The sequence below is a fragment of the Mycobacterium sp. 852002-30065_SCH5024008 genome (genome assembly GCF_001665645.1).
GTDB classification, from domain to species: domain Bacteria; phylum Actinomycetota; class Actinomycetes; order Mycobacteriales; family Mycobacteriaceae; genus Mycobacterium; species Mycobacterium paraffinicum.
The window spans coordinates 1-19,626 of the sequence record NZ_LZSZ01000080.1 but is presented as its reverse complement, the minus strand read 5'-3'; the positions used below and the strand labels follow the sequence as shown (position 1 = coordinate 19,626).

Below are 19,626 nucleotides of genomic sequence, written 5' to 3'. Positions count from 1 at the left end.
AACTCTATGGTCAGCTGGGTGAGACCGCTCGATCGAACAACGTCGGACTTCGACGGCGAGGACTACGGGCTGGCCCGCACCGTCGTCGCGGTACGGGTCGCCGTGGTCATCTCAATCGGCGTGCTGCTGGCGATCGGACCCCAATGGGTCCGGCAGCACACCGCGGCCACGGTCGCGGTGTTGGGCGCCGCGATGCTTTACGCGGCCGTCGTGATGGCCTATCCGCAGCTGGAGGTGCGGCGCACCCGGTACTCGTGGCTGGTAACCGGCTTCGATTCGGCGTTCACGCTGGCGCTCATCGCCTTGAGCGGCGGCGTCTACAGCCCGGTGGTCGCGGTGCTGGCGCTGGCCGTCATCGCCTCGGCGGCGCGGCTGTCATTCAGCGAAACCTTGTTGGTCGCAATCCTTTTGGGTGCCGCCTATGTTCCGGTGGCGCTGACGTCGTCGCCCAGACTTCCGGTCGCCGCGGCTCCGGCCCTACAGGCGGGGTGGTCGGCGGTGTATCTGATCTTCGTCGCGATCATCACCGCGGGGCTCTCCGCGCTCGCCGAACGCGAACACCGCTCCCGGGTGCGGGCGCTGGTAGAGGCCGAGGCCGAACACGCCGCCGCCGAAGAGGAACGCGACCTGCGGGCGCGCCTGCTGCGCTCATACCAGTCGCAACAGGACGGACTTCAGGTGCTGGTGCACGAATTCCGCACTCCCGTGACGTCTTTGGAGGCGCTGACCGAGGCACTGACTTCGCAGCGGGCAATGTCGCAGGCCGACCGGGAAACCAGTCTGCATCTGGTGGCCCGCCACGTCCACCACCTCGCCGACATGCTGGACGCGCTCTCCGACGTCGCGTTGAGTCGCCGCCCGACATTCTCGACTGGCCGGGTCCGTCGCGTCGACGTGGCCGACCTCATCGTTGCCGCCGCCGACGCTGTCGGTCTGGGGGCGCCGCGGTTGCGGCTGAGCGTCAGCGGCGACGTCGGCGCCGTGGCCGTGAACGCCCAAGGGCTGCGCCGGCTGCTGACCAACCTCCTGGAGAACGCCTCCCGGCACGGCCGGCGGGAACCGGTCGACGTCACGTGCTCGCGGGAAGGCGACGAGTTGGTCTGCACCGTGGCCGACCGCGGGCCGGGCATCCCGGCCGACAGCCTGGGCGAGCTGACCACCAAGTACGTCAGCGTCGGCGGCCAACGTGGCACCGCCGGGCTCGGCCTGTGGATTGTGCAGCAGATCGCCGAAGCGATGGGCGGCCGGGTCGACTTCGCCGCGCGCGACGGCGGGGGCCTGGTCGCCACCTTCCGCGCACCGGTGGCCTGATCGCCGGTTCCATGCGCTGGCCCACGGAGGCCAGTGTTTGGCACTTGCGCCTGTGCCGCGCCGCCACCGCGCTGACCAGCATGGGTTTAACCGCGGTGACGTGCACCACTGCCCACCGCCAGAAAGGGCTCCCCAATGACCACCGCACCCACGACCGCGCCTACCCACAAAGACATCGACCTGAGCGCCCGCGAGTTCTGGGCGAAACCCCCGGAAGAGCGGGACGCCGCCTTCGCCGTCCTGCGCGCGGAGAACCCCGTGCCGTGGAGCCGCCCCGCGGAGTCGGATCTGCTGCCCCCCGAGCTCAACACCAGGGGCTTCTGGTCGCTGACCAAACAAGAGGACATCCGGATGGCCAGCCGCCACCCGGAGATCTTCTCCTCGGCGCAGGGCATCACCATGGAGGACTTCGCCCCCGAGGCGGTGGAGATCGCCCAGTCGTTCATCGCCATGGACGCCCCGCGGCACACCCAGCTGCGCGGAATCACGACGGAGGCCTTCAAGCCCAAGAACGTTCGCCGCTTGGAAGGCTGGATCCGCGGCCACGCCCATGACCTGGTCAGCGAGATGGCGCACCTGGGTGAGGGTGACTTCGTGCAACTCGTGTCGGTCAAGCTGCCCGGCCGCATTTTCGGCAGCTTCTTCGGCCTGCCCGAAGGCGAACTGCGTGAACAGGCCGTCAGCGCCGCGCAGCGGCTCGTGGGCTGGACAGACCCGAACATCCGCGGCGAGCAGAGCGAACTCGAACTGTTCATGGGCGCCGTGATGGACCTGCACGCCGTGGCGACCGTCTTGATCCCCGAGCGGCGGGCCAACCCCGGCGACGACCTGTTGACCTGGATGGTGCAGGCCGAGTTCGACGGCAAGAAGATGACCGACGACGAGCTGAAGGCCTTCTTCGTTTTGATGGGTGTCGCGTCCAACGACACCACGCGGCACGCCTCGGCCCACGCCATCGCCGCCCTCTCGAAATTCCCCGACCAGCGCGCGCTGCTCGTCGAGGACGTCGAGGGCCGGGTCGGCACCGCCGTCGAGGAGGTGTTGCGCTGGGGGTCGCCGCTGCTGCACATGCGCCGCACCGCCACCCAGGACATCACCGTGCGCGGCTCGGAGATCAAGGCCGGCGACAAGGTGGTGCTGTGGTACTACTCGGGCAACCGCGACGAGGACGTCTTCGAAGACCCCCACTCGTTCAACATCCTGCGAAACCCGAATCCGCACATCGCCTTCGGTGGTGGCGGTCCGCACTTCTGCCTGGGCGCGGCGCTGGCACGCACCATGCTCAAGGCGTTGCTGACCGAGGTCTACACGCGCATCCCGGATATCTCGGCGCCGCAGCCCAACTACGCCCTGGCCAACTTCATCAACGGTGTCAACAGCCTGCCGGCGACCTGGACACCCGAGAAGCGCTGAATTCAAGGAGTTTCGATGAAAACGAAAGCAGCGGTGCTGTGGGGGCTGCATCAGAAGTGGGAGGTCGAAGAGGTCGACCTCGACGGGCCCAAGGAGAACGAGGTCCTGGTCAAGATGGCCGCCGCCGGGCTGTGCCACTCCGATGACCACCTGATCACCGGCGACATGCCGATGCAGCTACCGGTCGTCGGTGGGCATGAGGGCGCCGGCGTCGTCGTCGATGTCGGCCCGGGTGTCACCGAAGTCTCCGAAGGCGATTCAGTTGCGCTGAGCTTCATCCCCGCCTGCGGCCGCTGCGAACCGTGTTCGCGTGGCATGAGCAACCTGTGCGTGCTCGGCGCCGCCATCATCGCGGGACCACAACTCGACGGCACCTTCCGATTCCACGCGAAAGGCCAAGCGCTGGGCCAAATGTGCGTGCTGGGAACGTTCTCCGAATACACGGTGGTGCCACTGGCATCGGTGATCAAGGTCGATCCTTCCACCGCGCTGGACACCGCCGCCCTGGTGGGGTGCGGCGTCACCACCGGCTACGGCAGCATGGTGCGCACCGGCGAAGCGCGTGACGGCGACACCGTGGTGGTCATGGGTGTGGGCGGGATCGGCATGAACGCGGTGCAAGGCGCGCGGATCTCTGGGGCACGCGTGATCGTCGCGCTGGATCCCGTGGAGTACAAGCGGGGCCGTTCACTGGAGTTCGGCGCCACCCACACCGCGGGGACGGTCGAAGAGGCCCAAGCCCTGATCACCGACCTGACGCGCGGCCAGATGGCTGACGTCTGCGTGGTCAGCACCGACACGGCTGAAGGCGCGTATGTGGCTCAGGCGCTGAGCCTGGTCGGCAAGCGCGGCAGGGTGGTGATGACCGCGATCCCGCATCCGACCGACACGTCCGTCGCCATGTCGCTCTTCGATTTGACCCTGTACGAGAAGCAGGTTCGCGGTTCGCTTTTCGGATCGTCCAATCCCCGGCACGACATACCCCGAATGCTCGACCTGTACCGCGCCGGGCGGCTGAAGCTCGACGAGCTCGTCACCCGGGAATACACCCTCGACGAGATCAACACCGGCTACGCCGACCTGCACGCCGGGGTCAATCTCCGCGGGCTGATCCGGTTCTGAAGCGGCCATGAGCCTCATCACCATCGTCGTCATTATCGCCGCCCCGCTGGGCATCCCGGCCGGGGTCAGCGCCGCGCACCACGCCGCCGGCCGATGGAGGAGTTTCGCACATTGGCGCCGCCGGACCCGATGACTAGAGGCAAGGAAGACATGACTGACATTCCGCACTACCCGATGTACATCGACGGGCGGTGGCGCGACGCGTCAAGCAGCTTGGAGGTGCGCGATCCCGCGACGAACCGATTGGTTGCGACCGTTGCGCGGGGCGATGTGACTATGGCCGACGAGGCCGTCGCGGCGGCAAAGGCTGCACATGCCTCCGGCGTCTGGCGGTTGACGCCCGCGGCGGAACGCGCCCGCATCCTCGATGCGATCGCGGACAACCTCGCCGCGCGGTTCGACGAGTTGACGGTCCTGCAGGTACGCGAAAACGGTGCAACCGCACGGTCGGCGGGCGCTTTTCTCCTGGGCTACTCGATCGCCCACCTGAAATACTTCGCGTCGTTGGCGCGCTCGTATGCGTTCGAGGAGAGCGGAGCCTTGATCGAAGCGCCCACGCTGGCCGCCGGCGTTCTTCGTCGCGAGCCGGTGGGTGTGTGCGCCGGCATCGTGCCGTGGAATTTCCCGTTGCTGCTGGCGGTATGGAAGCTGGGGCCCGCATTGGCGGCCGGCAACACGATCGTACTCAAGCCCGACGACCAGACTCCGCTGACGTTGCTCGAATTGGCCAGGGCGGCGGACGAAGTCGGGCTTCCGGCGGGTGTGCTGAACGTGATCACCGGGCCGGGGCCCGTGGTCGGCGCCCGGCTCGCCGAGCACCCCGATGTGCGCAAGGTAGCCTTCACCGGCTCAACCGAAGTCGGTAAGACCGTGATGCGCGCCGCCGCCGCCAACGTCAAGCGGGTCACCCTCGAGTTGGGTGGCAAGGGCGCCAACATCGTCTGCGACGACGCCGACCTGGATTTGGCGGTCGACGGCACGCTGTTCGGATTCTTGCTGATGTGCGGGCAGGCCTGCGAGTCCGGCACCCGGCTGGTGCTGCACGCGTCAATTCACGACGAGTTCGTGCGAAGGCTGGTCGCCCGCGCGTCCACGCTCGTCGTGGGTGATCCGATGGACCCGACCACCGACGTTGGCCCGCTGATTTCCGCCAAACAGAAAGCCCGAGTGGAGAAGTACATCGCGCTGGGGCAAGAGGAGGGCTGCAAGATCGCATTCCAGGGCACGGTCCCCACCGAGTCCGAACTCGCCGACGGCCATTGGGTCGCGCCCACGATCCTGACCGGCGCCACCAACGACATGCGGGTGGCCCGGGAGGAGATCTTCGGGCCGGTGCTCGTGGTGATCAAATGCGCAGACGACGCCGAGGCGGCCGCGATCGCCAACGACAGCGAGTACGGACTGTCCGCGGGGGTGTGGAGCACAGACAATGAACGCGCGCTGGCGATCGCCCGCGAGTTGGAATCCGGAACGGTGTGGATCAACGACTGGCACATGGTCAATGCGATGTTCCCCTTCGGCGGCATGAAGCAAAGCGGTCTGGGGCGCGAGCTCGGGCCCGGTGCCCTCGACGAGTACACCGAGCAAAAGTTCGTGCATGTCGACATGACCAATGACCGCGCCAAGCGGGTTTATCCCGTTGTCGTGTCGGCCGCGGCGACCGCCTGATCGATGTACCCGGGTACCCACGCAGACGGTGGTCCTCATCGCCCCGCCGTCGTCCTCGCCGAGACCGGGCAGGTGTTGACCTACCGGCAACTCGACGACAACTCCGCCGCGCTGGCGCGGGTGCTGCACGACGCCGGGCTCCGCCGTGGCGATGTCGTCGCACTGCTGTCCGACAACGCCGCGGAAGCCTTCGAGGTGTACTGGGCGACGCAACGATCCGGCCTGTACATCACCGCCGTCAATCACCACCTCACGGCGCAGGAGGCCGGCTACATCGTGCGTGACTCGGGTGCACGCGCGCTGATCGCGTCGGCTGTGCTGGCCGCCCTCGCCGCCGAAGTCGCCGCGCAGGCCGACGGCGCCGGCCTGCGGCTGGCGTTCGGCGGCGACGTTCCCGGTTTCGATTGCTACGAAACCGCTCTCGCCGAGGCCGGCCCCCGCCTGCAAGCCGAACCGTCGGGCGCCGTCATGCTGTATTCCTCCGGCACAACGGGATTCCCGAAGGGTGTAAAGCCGCCGCTGCCAGACCGGCGGATCGACGAACCGGGAGATCCGATCCTGGCCATGGCCAGCCATTTCTACGGAATCGAAGCCACCGACGTATATCTGTCTCCGGCGCCCGTCTACCATGCCGCACCCCTGCGATGGTGCGGCATGGTGCAGGCGCTCGGTGGAACGGTGGTGCTGGCCAACAAGTTCGACGCCGAAGCCACCCTGCGCTACATCGAGCAATACCGGGTCACCGTCGCGCAGCTGGTTCCCACGATGTTCATCCGGCTACTCAAACTGGATCACACCATCCGGCGCCGTTATGACCTGTCGAGCCTGCGGATGCTCATGCACTCCGCCGCGCCCTGCCCGATCGATGTCAAACGGGCGATGATCGACTGGCTCGGCCCGATCATCTACGAGTTCTACGGCTCGACCGAGGCGCACGGCCTGACGTTCATCGACTCCGAGCGGTGGCTCACCCACGCCGGTTCGGTGGGGCAAAGCGTGCTTGGGGCGCTGCACATCTGCGATGACGATGGAAACGAGTTGCCCGTCGGTGCCGTCGGCACGGTGTACTTCGAACGCGATCATCTACCGTTCGTGTACCACAACGATCCCGACAAAACCGCCGCGGCCTGCCACCCGCAACATCCATTCTGGACGACCGTCGGCGACCTCGGTTACGTCGACCCCGACGGCTTCCTTTACCTCACCGACCGGAAGTCGTTCATGATCATCTCCGGCGGGGTCAACATCTACCCGCAGGAAGTCGAGAACGCCCTGGCCCTGCACCCCGCGGTGCTCGATGTCGCCGTGATCGGCGTGCCTCACCCCGAGATGGGCGAGGAGGTCAAAGCGCTCGTGCAGCTGGTGGCCGGGGTGAGTGGAACCGATTCCCTCTCAGCAGATCTCGTCGACTATGTCCGCGACCGGATCGCCCACTACAAGGCGCCCCGTTCGGTCGAGTTCGTCGACGACCTGCCCCGGACCCCGACCGGAAAACTCGCGAAAAACAAGCTGCGACAGCAGGTTACGGTCCGAAGTTAGTGCCGCTCGTGAGCTGTTCCCATTTCGCGATCTCGCCGGAGCGGGCGTCCGCGACGTAGCGGTAGAAGGCCAGGGCGTCGGGGCCGAGCAGCAGGAATCCTGGGGGCTCGCTCGACTCGACCGCCGCGATGATTGCGGTGGCCGCCTTGGCGGGGTCACCGGCCTGGCTGCCGTGCATGGTGTCGTTCTCCTTGCGGCGTTGGCCGGCGGTGTCCGCGTAGTCGTCGATGACGGTGGCCGACTGGACGAGCGAGCGCCCGGCGAAATCGGTGCGGAACGCGCCGGGCTCGACGATGGTCACCGAGATGCCCAGCGGGGCAAGCTCACCGCGCAGCGCGCCGCTCATGCCTTCGATGGCGGCTTTGGCCGCCGCGTAGTAGCCGGAGCCCACCGGAGTCACCGTTGCGCCGATCGAGGAGATGTTGACGATCCCGCCGCTGCGGCGTGCCCGCATGCCGGGCAGGACGGCCTTGATCATGGCGACGGTGCCGAAGAAGTGCGTCTCGAACAGCGTGCGCACGTCGGCGTCGTCGCCTTCTTCCACGGCGGCGCGGTAACCGTAGCCGGCATTGTTGACCAGGACGTCCGGGACGCCGAAACGGTCGTGGGCCTCGCGCACCGCCGAGGCGACCTGCGCGGGGGCGGTGACGTCGAGGGCGACGGCGAGTACCCGCTCGGGCGCGGCCGAGGCCAGGTCGGCGACCTTCTTGACATCGCGCGCGGTGACGACGGCGTTGTGACCGGCCCCGATGACGGCCTCGGCGAGCGCTCGACCGAGTCCGGTCGAGCAGCCGGTGATGAACCAGGTGGACATGCGGTTGGCTCCTTCTCGCCGAGACGCAGTACGGGGCTATGCCGTGGCGATTCTTCTTTTCGATCGCCGAACGTGGGGCTTCATAATCAACTATCGTCCGTCTTAAGCAATTGATCGGCACCGGTGAAGGAAACAGTTAGTGAGGACGCTAGAGGGCGTTCTGGCCAGACACCCGTTCTTCCGCGGGATGGACCCGCGCTATGTGCAGTTGGCGGTCGGGTGTGCGGCAAACCTGCGCTTCAGCGCGGGTGAGTTGATCTTCCGCGAGGGCCAGCCCGCTGATCACTTCTACCTCATCCGCGCCGGCAGGATCGCGCTCGAAACCCCCGCTCTGGGCCGTGGCAGCTTGACGGTGCAGACGCTCGGAGACGGAGACATCCTTGGATGGTCGTGGTTGGTGCCACCGTACAACTGGCGGTTCGACGCGCGCGCGGTCGAGACGACGCGCGCCATCGGTTTCGACGGCAAATGCCTGCGCGGCAAGTGCGAAGAGGACCACGAACTGGGGTACGAGCTGCAGAAGCGTGTGATCGCGGTTCTCGGAGAGCATCTCGATGCGACAAGGTTCCGGCTTTTGGACATCTATGCCGATGTCATCGAATAGGGACGGACAGCCCTCAGCCCTCGAATGCCGGACCGTCGAAGCGGTCGCGAGTGATGAATTCCGCGACCGGGCGGCGGCGCAGCTTGGTCGGCTGGCGCACCGGTTTGCCCAGGGGCACAACCGCGGCGAGCGCGTGCAGGTCGGGGATTCCCAGCAGCCGGCGGCCCTCGTCCTCGGCCGCGATGGCCATGGTTGTGATGGTGCCGCCGTACCCCTCGCTGCGGGCGGCCAGCAGATTGTTCCAGATCAGCGGGTAGACCGACGCGCCGCCGGCCAGGCCGACGCGGTCCAGGTCCTGATCGATGGATGCGACGACGGTCAAGTCGACCGAAACAACAAGAACGACCGGCGCTTTCGCGATTGGCGCGACGAAGGTGTCGGGGATCTCGGTCTGGTCGATGACGTCTTGCGGCACGCCGCTGGGATGGATTGAATTCCAAGGGTTTTCACCCACCTGCAGCTGGGCGAAGTAGCGCCGGGCTGCCGTCACGCCCAGCTCGGCGAGGCGGCGACGGGTGTCCGGGTCACGCACCACGGTGATGTGGGCGCCCTGCCGGTTGCCCCCGCTCGGGGCGAACCGGGCGTTGTCGAAGATGCGCCACAACACCTCGTCGGGCACCGGGTCATCGGTGAAGTCGCGTGCCGCGAAAGTCGTCCGCATGACTTCGTACAGCTCCATGGCGGCTCACGCGCTCGCGGAGGCGCGGCGCTCCAAGCGGAAGGTGCGTTTGAACCCGGCCGGCTGCGTCGTCAGGGTCACTTCGACCGCGCCGCTGGGCGCGATGACATAGCGCTCCTCGACATCGGGCCCGTCCCGCCACCGGCCGACCGGCTGGCGCCCGAGGTCGTCGCGCCCGTGCAGGGCCGGGTCGAACGGGAACAGCACCGGATCGTAGGGCGTCACGTCGCCGTCTGGCCGGCCGTTGACCAGGCGGCTGCACTCGACGAACCGGAAGTGGCCGATGTTGTGCGCCGCCCGGTAGGTCCGCTTCACCACCAGCGGGGTGTGCCCATCGGCGGGCAATGAGACGTCCTTGCACACGATCGGGTCGAAGACGACACCGGCGCCCGCCTCGGCCTCGCGGAAAACGCCGAAGTTGCGCGAGAAGCGTTCGGAGAGCGCGAAATCGGATTCCTTGTCGAGGAAGACGGCCAGGCCGATGGCGGTGGCCGCGAAGGGGTGCGGTGAGCGTTTGACCCGCTTGTCGCCGAAGGCGGTGCGCAGCATCCGCGAAACGAGCGGGAAGCTGCCGGCGCCGCCCACGACGTAGATGCCGGCAACCTCCGACCAGGTCACGTCGGTGCCGCCCGGCGCCGGGTTGTGCAGGACGCGTTCGAGCAGCTTCATCGTCTTGTCGACCAGCGGCGCGCAGGCCGCATAGACGTCGTCGACCGGACACGAGAACGGGGGCCGGTCCACCCCGTCGACGCCCGACAGGTCCACCAGGAAGCGGCGCGTCTGCGGCCCCACGGCCTCTTTGCGGGCGGCGCACTCCTCCCGCAGCAGATCGCGGGCCGCGGCGTTGACGCCGGAGAGCCGCGAACCGGCCAGGACGAGGTCGACGATCGCCTCGTCGAAGTCGTCGCCGCCCAGCCGCTGGATGCCCTCACTGATGACGACCTCGTTCGCGTGCCCGGTCATCTTGAGCAGCGACGCGTCGAAGGTGCCGCCGCCCAGGTCGTAGATGAGGACGTATTCCCGTTTGGCGGTGATGGTGGAGCGGTACCGGTGCGCGTATTCCAGGCTCGCGGCCGACGGCTCGTTGAGTAGGGCGACGACGTGGAACCCCGCCGCGACGAAGGCGTCCAGTGTCAGCAGGCGCTGGGCACTCGAGGCGTTGGCCGGCACGCTGATTGCGGCCTCGATGGTTTCCCCCGCGGTGAGGCTGGCGTTGGAGTGGCGCAGCAAGTCGCTCTTGAGTTGTGCCAGAAAGCCGGTGAGGAGGTCGGCCAGTCGATGGCTGCGGCCGGCCAGGCTCACCTCGGTTTGGGGTCCGGCCTCGTTGAGCAGACGTTTGAACGATCGCAACACCGACCACCCCGGGTCGTGGCGGACGGCGGCGGCCTCCGCGCCGAACCGCAAGTCCCCGGCGGCGTTGGCCGCGACGATCGACGGCCACGCGTCAACGCCGTCAAACGAGATGACGGGGTAGTTGCCTCGGTCGACGGCCGCAACGACAGTGTGTGTGGTGCCAAAGTCGATGCCGACTCTCATCGCGCAATCTTAGGACCGCGCTGGGGAGTTCGACACGACCTTTTTGGCCGGCGCGTCCCATCGTTTTTGCAACTCCCGCTCGGCGGCGGTGGCGATGAGACCCGACGGCGCGAACCGCTTCGACGGCACCGGCTCATCCTCGGTCAGCGGCCTGCCCGCGCCGCGCATCGCGCCCAGCGCGACGACCACCCCGGTGATCACCACGATGACGACGAGAAGCGCGAACAGAACCGACAGCGTGCCCTGGATGAAGGTGTTCCTGATGACGTCGTCGAGTTGATGAACGTTCTTGGCCGACCCGAACGACGTCTTGCCGGCGTTTCTCGCCGCGAGGTATTGGAAGTGCTGCGTCCAGTAACCGACATTGGGATCCGCCGAGAAGATCTTCTGCCACGACGCGGTGAGCGTGACCGCCAAGTCCCACAGCAACGGACACCCGGGAATCCACGCCCACTTGAGCAGGCCCTTCTTGATGACGATCACGGTGATGACGGTCAGCGCGACGGCGGCCAGCAGCTGGTTGGCGATGCCGAACAGCGGAAACAGGGTATTGATACCGCCCAGCGGATCCGTCACGCCCATCAGCAGGATGCTGCCCCAGGCCGCGGCCACGGCGAGGCTGCAGAGCCAGACGCCCGGCCGCCAGCTCGGGTTGCGCAGTTTGGCCAGCGGGCCGCCGAGGTTGCCGAGTGCGTCGGACAGCATGAACCGTGCGACGCGGGTGCCCGCGTCGACGGCGGTCAGGATGAACAGCGCCTCGAACATGATCGCGAAGTGGTACCAGAACGCCTTGAGACCCAGTCCGCCGAAGACTCGCTGCAACACCTCCGACATGCCGACCGCCAGCGTCGGGGCTCCGCCGGTGCGCGACACGATCGACTTTTCTCCCACGCCGGCTGCGGCCCTGGTGAGCTGGTCCGCGGTCGCCGGGGCCCCCGGCAGGCCGAGACGATTGACGTAGTCGGCGGCGGTGGCCGCGGTGCCGCCGGTTTGCGCGGCCGGGGCGTTGAGTGCGAAGTACAGGTGTTGGTCGAGGATCGATGCGCTGATCAGGGCCATGACGGCGACGAACGACTCGGTGAGCATGCCGCCGTACCCGATGAACCTCATCTGGCTTTCCTTCTCCAGCAGCTTGGGCGTCGTCCCCGACGAGATCAGTGCGTGGAATCCGGACAGCGCACCGCACGCGATGGTGATGAACAGGAAGGGGAACAGCGAGCCGGGGAACACCGGCCCGTCGCCGCTGGCGGCGAACCGCGAGATCGCGGGTGCCTGCATGAGCGGGCGGGCCACGCAGATGCCGACCGCGAGCAGGGCGATGGCGCCGACCTTCATGAATGTGGAGAGATAATCGCGTGGGGCCAGCAGCAGCCAGACCGGCAGCACCGAAGCCAGGAAACCGTAGCCGATGATCAGCCACGAAACCGTCACCGGCGAGATGCTCAACCACGTTGCGGCCCAAGGTGTTTCACCAACCCAGTTGCCGGAGGTCACGGCCAGCATCAGCAGCACGAAACCGATGATCGACACCTCCGCGACCCGCCCGGGCCGCAGGAACCGCAGGTAGTACCCCATGAAGAGGGCGATGGGGATGGTCATGCCGATGGAGAACACGCCCCAGGGGCTTTGGGCCAGGCCTCGGACCACCACCAGGGCCAGCACCGCGATGATGATCACCATGATGACGAACGCCCCGACCAGGGCGGCCGCGCCGCCGGTGGCGCCGAGTTCGTCGCGGGCCATCTGGCCCAGGGAACGTCCCCGCCGCCGGGTGGAGATCCACAGGACCAGGTAATCCTGCACCGCGCCGGCGAACACGGCGCCGATGACTATCCAGATGCTGCAGGGCAGATAGCCCATCTGCGCGGCGAGCACCGGGCCGACGAGTGGTCCGGCTCCGGCGATGGCGGCGAAATGATGACCGAACAACACCCGCCGGTCGGTGGGCACATAGTCGGTGCCGTCCTCGAACACTTCGGCCGGCGTGGCGTGATCGTCGCGCGGGCGGACGATTTTCATCTCGATCAGCCGGGCGTAGAACCGGAAGCCGATGAGGTACGTGCAGATCGCCGCGACCACGAACCAGACCGCGTTGACCGCCTCGCCGCGCGCGAACGCGATGATCGCCCATGCGACCGCACCGATCACGGCGACGGCCCCGAACACGATCTTGTGCCGGACGGTGATGGGGGAGCGGTCGACGATCGCCACGGGGGGTAGCTCGTCGTCGGTGTGGATGTAGCTGACGTCGTCGTCGCGCGCTTTCACTGCCACGGCGGAAACCCTACGCGCGGAAGAAGAACAGCGCTCGACTTAATACAGCGCCCGCACGGCATCGATCGTGTCGGCCTCCGCCGGGCCTTTGTCGTCGCGGTAGCGCACCACCCGGGCGAACCGCAGCGCCACACCGCCGGGGTAGCGCGAGGATTTCTGGACGCCGTCCAACGCCACCTCGACCACCTGCTCGGGCCGCAACCGCACGACGTAACCGTCGGTTCCGCTGACGGCGAGTTCGCTGAACCGCGCGGTCTGCCAGTCCAGCATGGCGTCGGTCATTCCCTTGAAAGTCTTTCCCACCATGACGAATTCACCGGTGGCCGGGTCGCGCGCCCCGAGATGGATGTTGGAGAGCTTGCCGCTCCGGCGCCCCGATCCCCATTCCACCGCGAGCACCACCAGATCCAGCGTGTGCACCGGCTTGACCTTCAGCCAGCCGGCCCCGCGCCGGCCCGCCTGATACGGCGCGTCCGGCGACTTGGCCAGCACGCCTTCGTGGCCGGCGGCCAGTGTCGCGTCCAGGAAGCCCGCGGCGGCCGCGGGGTCGGAGGTCAGCAGCCGGTCCACCCGCTGCGCGGCCGGCACCAGCGCGTCCAGGGCGGCCAGCCGCTCGGCGGTCGGCGCGTCGAGCAGGTCGGCGCCGTCGCGGTGCAAGATGTCGAAGAAGAACACCGAAAGTGGTTGCGCCGCACGGGCCGCGTCCACATCGACCGATCGGCCGAACCGCGACGCGGTGACCTGGAAGCGGTGCGGGGAGTTGTCGGGCCGCAGCGCGATCGCCTCACCGTCGGCGATGAGGTCGCGCACCGGCAGGGCCAGCGTCGCCTCCACCACCTCGGGCAGCCGGGCGGTCACGTCGTCAAGGCTTCGGGTGTAGACGGTGACCTCGTCACCAGCCCGGTGAATCTGCACCCGGGCGCCGTCCAGCTTGGCCTCGAAAATGGTTGTGCCGCCGTGGCGTTCGAGCGCATCGGCCACTCCGGTGGCGGTCTGCGCCAGCATCGGGCCGACCGGCCGGCCGACCCGCAGGGCGAACGCGTCGAGCGCCCCGGTCCCACCGCCCAGGGCGGCGGCCGCCACGGCCGGCAAGTCCCCGCCCAGCATTGCGGCGCGTTGTACCGACGCGACCGGGATGTCGGCGGCCCTGGCCACCGCGTGCGTCCGTCATGATCCCCGCCAGCGCGCCCTGGCGCAGCTCCCCGCCGAGCAACCGCACCAGGAAGGCCTGTTCGGTGTCGGTCGCGGCGGCGAACATTCCCGCCACGAGTTCGGCACGCCGCGCCTGCGAGCCCTTGCCCGACACCGCCCCGATCTCCGAGAAGCCGGCGTCCACACCGGCGACGGTCAACGTCGGATGCGACGCCGGCGCCGGCCGCGACCGCAACGACGCCCAGCCCACCCCGATCTGGCGCTGAGGCAGCTCCCCCGACAGCCAGGAGACCACGATCGCGACCCCGTCGGGGTCGGCCGCCGCGCGGCGCAACAGGTCGGCGATGTGGGCGACCTTGCTCAGCCGTGACGACGTGCCGCCCACGTCAAGTGAGGTCGTCGCGACGTCGAGAAGGAGCACGAAATCAGCTTGGCATGGCTCGCCGACAACCCTCCCCGACGGACACGCTAGCGTGCCTACGTAACGTTACAGATTGCAAGAGATCTGACAACCCGAAAGGAAGGGTCCGGATGGAGATCAACGGGAAGAAGGTCGTCGTCATCGGCGGCGCGTCGGGGATGGGTCGTGCGTCCGCGGAGCTGCTGACCGAGCGCGGGGCGGAGGTCGCCATCCTCGACCGCGAGGGTTCCGACGGCAAGACCGTGGCCGAAGCCATCGGCGGGGCGTTCTATCCGGTCGACGTCACCGACTTCAAGGGCACCGAGGAGACGCTGCAGACCGCCGTCGACAAACTGGGCGGCCTGCACGTCATCATCACCACCGCGGGCGGCGGCATTGCCAAGCGGACGATGACCAAGTCCGGCCCCCATGACCTCGAGTCCTTCCAATCAGTGATCGATCTCAACCTGATCGCCACCTTCAACATCAGCCGGCTGGCCGCCGCGCACATGGCCAAGAACGAGCCCGAGGACGAAGAGCGCGGGGTCATCATCAACACCGCTTCGATCGCGGCCTTCGAGGGTCAGATCGGGCAGGTCGCCTATACCGCCGCCAAGGCCGGCATCGCCGGCATGTGCCTGACCATGGCCCGCGACCTGGGCTCCCTGGGAATTCGTGTGCTGGCGATCGCACCCAGCCTGTTCGCTACCGGATTGACACAGGGGATTCCGGACGAATTCGCGTCGGCGCTCACCAAGGACGCCGCCTTCCCCAAGCGTCTCGGCAGGCCGATCGAGTACGCCAAGCTGGTGGCGGCCATCGTGGAGAACCCGATGCTCAACGGCCAGTGCCTGCGGCTGGACGCCGGACAGCGGTTCGCGCCCAAGTAGCCACCCCCACGGGTCGCCCTCTTCGCATTAAGTACACTCTTTAGGCAGCCGCCCCGCTTCCCCTCGAAGCGGGGCCGGCTACCCAGCCGGTAGCGAGGAGGGCCCCTCATGGGTATCGCACTGACCGACGACCACCGTGAACTCGCCGAGGTCGCGCGCGGGTTCCTGACCTCGCAGAAGGCTCGCTGGGCGGCGCGGTCCCTGCTCGACACCGCCGAGGAATCCCGGCCGCCGTTCTGGCAGAACCTCGTCGAGCTGGGCTGGCTCGGCCTGCACGTCGACGAAGAATACGGCGGATCCGGTTTCGGTCTGCCCGAACTCGTGGTGGTGGTCGAGGAACTCGGCCGCGCCGTCGCGCCCGGGCCGTTCGTGCCGACCGTCATCGCCTCGGCAGTGATCGCCAAAGACGGTAGCGCCGAACAGAAGTCGCGGCTGCTGCCCGGGCTGATCGATGGGACCGTCACCGCGGGCATCGGCCTGAACGGCGAGGTGCAACTCAAAAACCATATCGCCGACGGTGACGCCGGAATCGTGCTCGGCGCCGGACTGGCCGAGCTGCTGCTGATCACCGCGGGCGAAGACGTGCTGCTGCTGGAGCGCGATCGCGCCGGCGTGTCGGTCGAGGTGCCGAACAACTTCGACCCGACCCGGCGCTCCGGACGGGTCCGACTGGAGAACGTGAACGTCAGCGCCGACGACGTCGTGGTGGGCGCGCGGGCATCGGCGCTGGCCCGGGCGCGGACGCTGCTGGCCGCCGAGGCGGTGGGTGGCGCGGCGGACTGCGTGGACGCCGCCGTGGACTACGCCAAGGTGCGGCAGCAGTTCGGGCGCACCATCGCCACTTTCCAAGCGGTGAAGCATCATTGCGCGAACATGCTGGTGGCATCCGAGTCCGGGGTCGCCGCGGTGTGGGATGCCTCGCGCGCGGCGTCCGAGGACGAAAACCAGTTCCAGCTGGCCGCCGCGGTGGCCGCGGCCCTGGCTTTCCCCGCCTATGCACGCAACGCCGAGCTGAACATTCAGGTGCACGGCGGCATCGGTTTCACCTGGGAGCACGACGCGCATCTGCATCTGCGCCGCGCGCTGGTGATCGCGGCGCTGTTCGGCGGTGACGCGCCGGCCCGGGATGTCTTCGAGCGCACGGCCGCCGGCGCCAAGCGGGAGAACAGCCTGGACCTGCCGCCCGAGGCCGAACAATTGCGCACCCGGATCCATGCCGACGCCGCCGAGATCGCCGCCCTGGACAAAACGGCGCAACGCGACAAGCTGATCGAGACGGGTTACGTCATGCCGCACTGGCCCAAGCCGTGGGGTCGCGCCGCCGACGCGGTCGAGCAGCTGGTGACCGAGGAGGAGTTCCGAGCGGCCGGCATCAAGCGGCCCGATTACTCGATCACCGGGTGGGTGATCCTGACCCTGATCCAGCACGGAACCGATTGGCAGATCGAGAGATTCGTGGAGAAGGCGCTGCGCCAAGAGGAGATCTGGTGCCAGTTGTTCTCCGAACCCGAGGCCGGCTCCGACGCGGCATCGGTCAAGACCCGCGCCACCCGGGTGGACGGCGGCTGGAAGATCAACGGGCAGAAGGTCTGGACCAGCGGGGCCCAGTATTGCGCGCGCGGCCTGGCCACCGTCCGCACCGACCCGGAAGCTCCTAAGCACGCCGGCATCACCACCGTCATCATCGACATGAAGGGCCCGGGCGTCGAGGTGCGGCCGTTGCGGCAGATCACCGGTGGCTCGGAATTCAACGAGGTGTTCTTCAACGACGTGTTCGTTCCCGACGAGGACGTCGTCGGGACGCCCAACTCGGGGTGGACGGTCGCCCGCGCGACGCTGGGCAACGAGCGAGTGAGCATCGGTGGCAGCGGATCGTTCTACGAGGGCTTGGCGTCCACCCTGGTGCAGCTCGCTCAGCAGCAGTCGGATCGCTTGGCGGGCGCGCCGATTCGGATCGGATCCTTCCTCGCCGACGATCACGCGCTCCGGCTGCTGAACCTGCGCCGCGCGGCGCGCAGCGTCGAGGGAGCCGGGCCCGGCCCGGAAGGCAACATCACCAAGCTGAAGCTGGCCGAACACATGGTGGACGGCGCCGCGATCTGGGCGGCGCTGGTCGGACCGGAGGTCGCACTCATGGACGGGCCCGGCGCGGTGGTGGGCCGGCTGGCGATGGGAGCGCGCGGCATGGCGATCGCCGGCGGCACCTCGGAGGTCACCCGCAATCAGATCGCCGAGCGGATCCTCGGTATGCCGCGCGACCCGCTGATCAACTAGCGCGCGTCAGACGGGTGCGAACAACGGCGCCCCGCCGCTGCCCTTTTCCGGCCGAAGGTCGACGGTCATGCCGCACCTGACCGAATCGGGTTCGCAGTCAACGATGTTGGCGGCCACCCGGAGACCCTGTTGCTCGGCGAGTTCGACGATGGCGATCACGTACGGGACGGGAATCTCCGGGTTATACGGGTGATGGTTGACCGTATAGGTGAACACCGTGCCGCGGCCGGAAACCGGCCGCGCTACCAGCGGGCCACCGCACGTGCGGCATTCGCCGGCCGCGGGATGCACCCAACGCGCGCAATGGTCGCAATATTCGATGAGCAGCGGCTCGTCCGGCACGACGAATACAGTACACTCAATTGATCCGATGCGGGGCTGTGGGCTGACGGGCGGTGTGCATGACGCATTTCGAGAAGGACGCGATCCTGTCCGGCATCGGCATCTCGCGGATCGGTCGCCGCAGCGGCATCCCGGGTCTGGACCTGACCATGGAATCGGTGCGGGCCGCCATCGAGGACGCCGGGTTGGTCCCGTCCGACGTCGACGGCATCGCGACGCTGGGTGACACCCCCGCCGCGGACGTCAACGCCCAGCTGCGGATCGAGGCGGCGGATTGCGGAGCCGGCTTCGGCACCGGCGGCTTGCTCAGCCCGGTGATGTCGGCGTGCCGCGCAGTCGCCGAGCGTCGCGCCCGCCACGTGGTGGTGTACCGGACCATCCAAATGCTCGGGGGCACCGTCCCCGTCAAGCCGCAGGAGAATGCGCCCGCGCCCGCGCTGGCGCGGATGTTCGAGGCGCCGGAGGGTGCAGAACGGCCCGCAGTCGGCGCGATGGACGACGTCAACGATCTGGTCGCGGCCAACGCCTACTCGGCCGCGAACTGGCTGGCGCTCAACTGCCGGCGCCACATGGAGCTGTACGGGACCACCAAACAGCAGCTGGGCTGGGTGGCGCTCAACGGCAGGCGCAACGCCGCGCTGAATGTGCGCGCCGTGTACCGCGACCCGATGACCATGGCCGACTACCTCAGCGCGCGGCCGGTATCCACGCCGTTCGGGCTGCTGGACTGCGACGTGCCGATCGACGGCTCGATCGCGGTGGTGGTCTCGCATGCCGAGTACGCGCGTGACTGCCCGCACCGCGCGGTGGCGGTGGAGGCGATCGGCGGGTCCGACGGCGCCGGCGGCTGGTTCCACCGCGACGACTACCCGAAGATGGCGATGTCGGATGCGGCGGCGCAGATGTGGTCGCGGACCGACCTGAAACCGTCCGACCTCAAGGTCGCCGAGCTTTACGACGGGTTCACCTATCTCACCTTGGCCTGGCTGGAAGCCCTGGGAATCTGCGGCGACGGCGAGGCCGGGCCCTACGTCGAAGGCGGCGCCCGAATCGCCCGCGACGGCGAACTTCCGCTGAACACCTACGGCGGCCAACTCTCGGCCGGGCGCATGCACGGCTACTGGGCGTTGCACGAGGGCTGCCTGCAGTTGCGCGGTGAGGCGGGGGAGCGCCAGGTGTCGCAGCGCCCGGACGTCGGCGTCGTTTCCGTCGGGGGCGGCCCAGTCGCCGGCTGCATGTTGCTCACATGCTGAAAAGGCTTGCGCCAAAACGCCGTTGGGCCTGACATGAGCACTGGTCTCGGGAACAAACTGGCTTCCAAGATCGCGCGGGACCTCGAGGCCGAGATCGTCCGCCGCGGCTGGGCCACCGGCGAATCGCTGGGCTCCGAACACGCTCTGCAGGAGCGCTTCGGGGTGAGTCGTTCGGTGCTGCGCGAGGCCGTCCGGCTCGTCGAGCACCATCAGGTGGCCCGGATGCGCCGCGGGCCGGGCGGCGGGCTGATCATCTGCGAGCCCGATGCCGGCCCCGCCACCCGCGCCGTCGTCATCTATCTCGAATACCTCGGCACGACGCTCGGCGACCTGCTCAATGCGCGCCTGGTGCTCG

General features: G+C 68.1%; 16 protein-coding genes and 1 pseudogene. 11 read left to right on the top strand and 6 right to left on the bottom strand.

The window, feature by feature from the left end; all coding sequences use genetic code 11:
- Positions 1 to 18: 18 nt before the first annotated feature.
- The 6 genes from A5781_RS10310 (at position 19) to A5781_RS10290 (ending at position 7,053) form a co-directional block, all read left to right on the top strand.
- Entirely contained in the window at positions 19 to 1,311 is a 1,293-nt protein-coding gene (locus tag A5781_RS10310) for a sensor histidine kinase KdpD (RefSeq protein WP_231990685.1), read from the top strand.
- 135 nt (positions 1,312 to 1,446) lie between these two features.
- Entirely contained in the window at positions 1,447 to 2,724 is a 1,278-nt protein-coding gene (locus A5781_RS10305) for a cytochrome P450 (RefSeq protein WP_067204545.1), read from the top strand.
- A 15-nt stretch (positions 2,725 to 2,739) separates the two neighbouring features.
- Positions 2,740 to 3,846 (top strand): NDMA-dependent alcohol dehydrogenase, encoded by a 1,107-nt coding sequence (locus A5781_RS10300; RefSeq protein WP_067204542.1) that lies wholly within the window; start codon positions 2,740 to 2,742, stop codon positions 3,844 to 3,846.
- A 7-nt stretch (positions 3,847 to 3,853) separates the two neighbouring features.
- Positions 3,854 to 3,979: a hypothetical protein gene (locus A5781_RS26425; protein ID WP_255360811.1), complete on the top strand. Its 126-nt coding sequence runs from the start codon at positions 3,854 to 3,856 to the stop codon at positions 3,977 to 3,979.
- 17 nt (positions 3,980 to 3,996) lie between these two features.
- On the top strand, positions 3,997 to 5,514 hold the full coding sequence (locus A5781_RS10295) for an aldehyde dehydrogenase (RefSeq protein WP_067204539.1): 1,518 nt from the start codon (positions 3,997 to 3,999) through the stop codon (positions 5,512 to 5,514).
- 3 nt (positions 5,515 to 5,517) lie between these two features.
- Positions 5,518 to 7,053, top strand: a complete 1,536-nt coding sequence (locus tag A5781_RS10290; protein ID WP_067204536.1) for an AMP-binding protein — start codon at positions 5,518 to 5,520, stop codon at positions 7,051 to 7,053.
- On the opposite strand, the gene A5781_RS10285 is transcribed toward A5781_RS10290, so the two are convergent.
- Positions 7,037 to 7,867: an oxidoreductase gene (locus A5781_RS10285; RefSeq protein ID WP_067204533.1), complete on the bottom strand. Its 831-nt coding sequence runs from the start codon at positions 7,865 to 7,867 to the stop codon at positions 7,037 to 7,039. The two genes, A5781_RS10290 and A5781_RS10285, sit on opposite strands and share 17 nt — an antisense overlap.
- Before the next feature lie 139 nt (positions 7,868 to 8,006).
- Between A5781_RS10285 and A5781_RS10280 the strand changes: the two genes are divergently transcribed.
- Entirely contained in the window at positions 8,007 to 8,471 is a 465-nt protein-coding gene (locus A5781_RS10280) for a cyclic nucleotide-binding domain-containing protein (RefSeq protein WP_067204530.1), read from the top strand.
- A 13-nt stretch (positions 8,472 to 8,484) separates the two neighbouring features.
- Here A5781_RS10280 and A5781_RS10275 read toward each other — a convergent pair whose 3' ends face one another.
- The 4 genes and pseudogenes from A5781_RS10275 to A5781_RS10260 all read right to left on the bottom strand — a co-directional run bounded on the left by A5781_RS10275 (position 8,485) and on the right by A5781_RS10260 (position 14,533).
- Entirely contained in the window at positions 8,485 to 9,150 is a 666-nt protein-coding gene (locus A5781_RS10275) for a nitroreductase family protein (protein ID WP_067204527.1), read from the bottom strand.
- A gap of 6 nt (positions 9,151 to 9,156) precedes the next feature.
- A complete protein-coding gene (locus A5781_RS10270) occupies positions 9,157 to 10,686 on the bottom strand; it encodes an Hsp70 family protein (protein WP_067204525.1) in 1,530 nt (509 codons plus the stop codon).
- Positions 10,687 to 10,695: 9 nt separating this feature from the next.
- Positions 10,696 to 12,960 (bottom strand): carbon starvation CstA family protein, encoded by a 2,265-nt coding sequence (locus tag A5781_RS10265; RefSeq protein ID WP_067204522.1) that lies wholly within the window; start codon positions 12,958 to 12,960, stop codon positions 10,696 to 10,698.
- A gap of 39 nt (positions 12,961 to 12,999) precedes the next feature.
- Positions 13,000 to 14,533, bottom strand: a pseudogene (locus tag A5781_RS10260) (ATP-dependent DNA ligase).
- Positions 14,534 to 14,643: 110 nt separating this feature from the next.
- Here A5781_RS10260 and A5781_RS10255 point away from each other — a divergent pair.
- On the top strand, positions 14,644 to 15,402 hold the full coding sequence (locus A5781_RS10255) for an SDR family NAD(P)-dependent oxidoreductase (RefSeq protein ID WP_067204519.1): 759 nt from the start codon (positions 14,644 to 14,646) through the stop codon (positions 15,400 to 15,402).
- 108 nt (positions 15,403 to 15,510) lie between these two features.
- Complete coding sequence (locus A5781_RS10250; RefSeq protein ID WP_067204516.1) at positions 15,511 to 17,676, top strand: acyl-CoA dehydrogenase; 2,166 nt, start codon at positions 15,511 to 15,513, stop codon at positions 17,674 to 17,676.
- A 6-nt stretch (positions 17,677 to 17,682) separates the two neighbouring features.
- Here A5781_RS10250 and A5781_RS10245 read toward each other — a convergent pair whose 3' ends face one another.
- Complete coding sequence (locus tag A5781_RS10245; protein ID WP_067204512.1) at positions 17,683 to 18,018, bottom strand: Zn-ribbon domain-containing OB-fold protein; 336 nt, start codon at positions 18,016 to 18,018, stop codon at positions 17,683 to 17,685.
- A gap of 59 nt (positions 18,019 to 18,077) precedes the next feature.
- Between A5781_RS10245 and A5781_RS10240 the strand changes: the two genes are divergently transcribed.
- Both A5781_RS10240 and A5781_RS10235 read left to right on the top strand, forming a co-directional pair.
- Positions 18,078 to 19,271: a thiolase family protein gene (locus A5781_RS10240; protein ID WP_067204509.1), complete on the top strand. Its 1,194-nt coding sequence runs from the start codon at positions 18,078 to 18,080 to the stop codon at positions 19,269 to 19,271.
- A gap of 33 nt (positions 19,272 to 19,304) precedes the next feature.
- Positions 19,305 to 19,626 (top strand): FadR/GntR family transcriptional regulator (locus A5781_RS10235; protein ID WP_156624534.1); only part of this gene is annotated, 322 nt, incomplete at its 3' end.

Excerpts from the sequence above, each read along its gene's own strand:
- A5781_RS10285 (WP_067204533.1), bottom strand. The coding sequence starts at position 7,867 with ATGTCCACCTGGTTCATCACCGGCTGCTCGACCGGACTCGGTCGAGCG.
- A5781_RS10290 (WP_067204536.1), top strand. The coding sequence starts at position 5,518 with ATGTACCCGGGTACCCACGCAGACGGTGGTCCTCATCGCCCCGCCGTC.
- A5781_RS10240 (WP_067204509.1), top strand. The coding sequence starts at position 18,078 with ATGACGCATTTCGAGAAGGACGCGATCCTGTCCGGCATCGGCATCTCG.
- A5781_RS10255 (WP_067204519.1), top strand. The coding sequence starts at position 14,644 with ATGGAGATCAACGGGAAGAAGGTCGTCGTCATCGGCGGCGCGTCGGGG.
- A5781_RS10270 (WP_067204525.1), bottom strand. The coding sequence starts at position 10,686 with ATGAGAGTCGGCATCGACTTTGGCACCACACACACTGTCGTTGCGGCC.
- A5781_RS26425 (WP_255360811.1), top strand. The coding sequence starts at position 3,854 with ATGAGCCTCATCACCATCGTCGTCATTATCGCCGCCCCGCTGGGCATC.
- A5781_RS10295 (WP_067204539.1), top strand. The coding sequence starts at position 3,997 with ATGACTGACATTCCGCACTACCCGATGTACATCGACGGGCGGTGGCGC.
- A5781_RS10305 (WP_067204545.1), top strand. The coding sequence starts at position 1,447 with ATGACCACCGCACCCACGACCGCGCCTACCCACAAAGACATCGACCTG.
- A5781_RS10300 (WP_067204542.1), top strand. The coding sequence starts at position 2,740 with ATGAAAACGAAAGCAGCGGTGCTGTGGGGGCTGCATCAGAAGTGGGAG.
- A5781_RS10250 (WP_067204516.1), top strand. The coding sequence starts at position 15,511 with ATGGGTATCGCACTGACCGACGACCACCGTGAACTCGCCGAGGTCGCG.
- A5781_RS10275 (WP_067204527.1), bottom strand. The coding sequence starts at position 9,150 with ATGGAGCTGTACGAAGTCATGCGGACGACTTTCGCGGCACGCGACTTC.